The sequence below is a fragment of the Xanthomonas sp. SHU 308 genome (genome assembly GCF_000364645.1).
In the GTDB taxonomy this organism is placed as follows: Bacteria; Pseudomonadota; Gammaproteobacteria; order Xanthomonadales; family Xanthomonadaceae; genus Xanthomonas_A; species Xanthomonas_A sontii.
The window spans coordinates 1-2,159 of sequence record NZ_AQOK01000375.1 but is presented as its reverse complement, the minus strand read 5'-3'; the positions used below and the strand labels follow the sequence as shown (position 1 = coordinate 2,159).

General features: G+C 66.9%; 2 protein-coding genes. Both read right to left on the bottom strand.

Annotated features, from left to right (window positions below):
- Positions 1–183 precede the first annotated feature (183 nt).
- Positions 184–642, bottom strand: a complete 459-nt coding sequence (locus tag D588_RS0112780) for a cellulose biosynthesis protein BcsD (RefSeq protein ID WP_026143666.1) — start codon at positions 640–642, stop codon at positions 184–186.
- Between the two features lie 219 nt (positions 643–861).
- Complete coding sequence (gene pncB, locus D588_RS0112775) at positions 862–2,046, bottom strand: nicotinate phosphoribosyltransferase (RefSeq protein ID WP_017916257.1); 1,185 nt, start codon at positions 2,044–2,046, stop codon at positions 862–864.
- Between the last annotated feature and the right edge of the window lie 113 nt (positions 2,047–2,159).

The following is a 2,159-nucleotide window of genomic DNA, read 5'->3' as shown; positions in this document are numbered from 1 at the left end:
TGGCCGGCTCCGCGGCGCTGAGCCGGTCGGCGGAAAAATCCTGGTAGGCGGTGGCGCCACTGCTGCCGAGCTTGGCGAACAGGCTGGAGACGTCGTCGCCGGTTTCGGCACCCGTTTGCTTGGACTTCTTGGACATGACGCCCCTCATGACGATCTGAAAATAGTCGGTCGCTACCGCCGCGCTCAGCCGGCCCTGGCCAGCACGAAGCGGCGCAGGTCTTCGTGTCCGGACGACAACGCACGCACGCCCAGGCCGGCCGACATCCCCACCTGCATGAACCATGCCTGATACACCCCTTCCAGGAAGCCGTCGGCACCGCCGGCCTGCCCGGCCAGGCCGATGTGCAGCGGCGAGCCGGCATGCAGCAGCTCGACGCGGTCGGCGTGCTCCTCGAAGCGCGCATAGCCCCACTCCAGCCGGTCCCAGACGCGGTTCACCGCGTCCTCCAGCTCCTGCAGGGTGGTGCAGGCGCCGACCTGGTGTTCGGCGGCGAAGCGGCGGCCGATGCGCGCCATCAGCAGGGCCAGGTCCTCGGCGCCCAGCTCCGCGGCGAACTCCTCGGCGAGCGCGCGCAGAAAGCCGCGCCACTGCCGCGAACAGGCATGGGTGCGGTAATGGGTCTGCAACGCGTGAGCGCTCATCGAGGAAGTCTCTGGGCAGGGACGGAACGACAACGGCGTAGCGGGTGTGGCGCCCCGGGCCGACCGTCGCCGGCCGTCACTAATGCGACACAGTTCTCACTTTGTGACGCAGTGTATCTCACTCTTTCTTCACCGCAAAGCCCTGATGCGCCGAACTGCGACCCCTGCCCGCCCGCTCCGGGACCGGCGCTGGGTCGGCACCGGCAGGGCCGCCCAGGCTCAGTGCCGCTCCTCGGCCGGCACCTGGAACACCTGCCGCAGGTAGGCCAGATAGGCCGGATCGTCGCACAGGGTCTTGCCGGGCGAGTCGCTGAGCTTGGCCACCGGCTGGCCGTTGCAGCGGACCATCTTGATCACGATCTGCAGCGGCACCAGGCCCAGATCGTTGGTCAGGTGCGTGCCGACGCCGAACGCCAGCATGCAGCGATCGCGGAAATGCGCGTACAGCCGCATCACCTTGTCGATGTCCAGGCCATCGCTGAACACCAGGATCTTGCTGCGCGGATCCACCCGATGCCGCTGCAGATGCGCCAGCACCCGCTCGCCCCATTCGAACGGATCGCCGGAATCGTGGCGCATGCCGTCGAACAGCTTGCAGAAGTACAGGTCGAAATCGCGCAGGAACGCATCCAGGCCGACCACGTCCGACAGCGCGATGCCGAGATCGCCGCGGTACTCGCGCGCCCACGATTCCAGCGCCGCCGCCTGCGAATCGCGCAGCCGCGGCCCCAGCGCCTGGAACGCCTGCAGGTATTCGTGCGCCATCGTGCCCAGCGGGGTCAGCCCGTAACGGCGGGCGAAATACACGTTGCTCGTGCCGACGAACTGCTTGCCGAGGGTCTGCTGCAGCACCGGCAGCAGTTCGCCATGCCAGGCGCGCGAATAACGGCGGCGGGTGCCGTAGTCGGCGATGGCGCAGTTGTCGTAGCCCGGGGTGTCGCGCAGCAGCGCGATCTTGGCCTGCAGGCGGCGCAGGCCTTCGGCATGGTCGGCGCCACCGGCGTTGCGGAACCACACCTCGTTGACGATCGCCAGCAGCGGCACCTCGAACAGGATGGTGTGCAGCCACGGCCCACGGATATGCAGCTCGATCTCTCCGGGCACGCTGGCCGAGGCCTGCAGTTGCAGGTACTTGCGGTCCAGGTGGAACAGCGCCAGGAAATCGACGAAGTCCGGCTTGATGAAGCGCATCGCGCGCAGGTAGTCCAGCTCGTCCTCGCGGAAGCGCAGCGCGCACAGCGCGTCGATCTCTTCGGAGATCTGCGGCAGGTACTGCGCCAGGTCGATGCCCGGGGTGCGGCACTTGAAGCGGTATTCCACCTGCGCGCCGGGATGCTGATGCAGCACCGCCTGCATCATGGTGAACTTGTAGAGGTCGGTGTCCAGCAACGAGTCGATGATCATCCGCTGATTATGCGCTCAGTGCGCTGCATGCCCCGTCTTCGTGTTTTTCTGTGGGAGCGTCAGCCATGGTGACAACAAGTGCAAGAGCAAAGCTTTCGCCTTGCGGCGAGTTA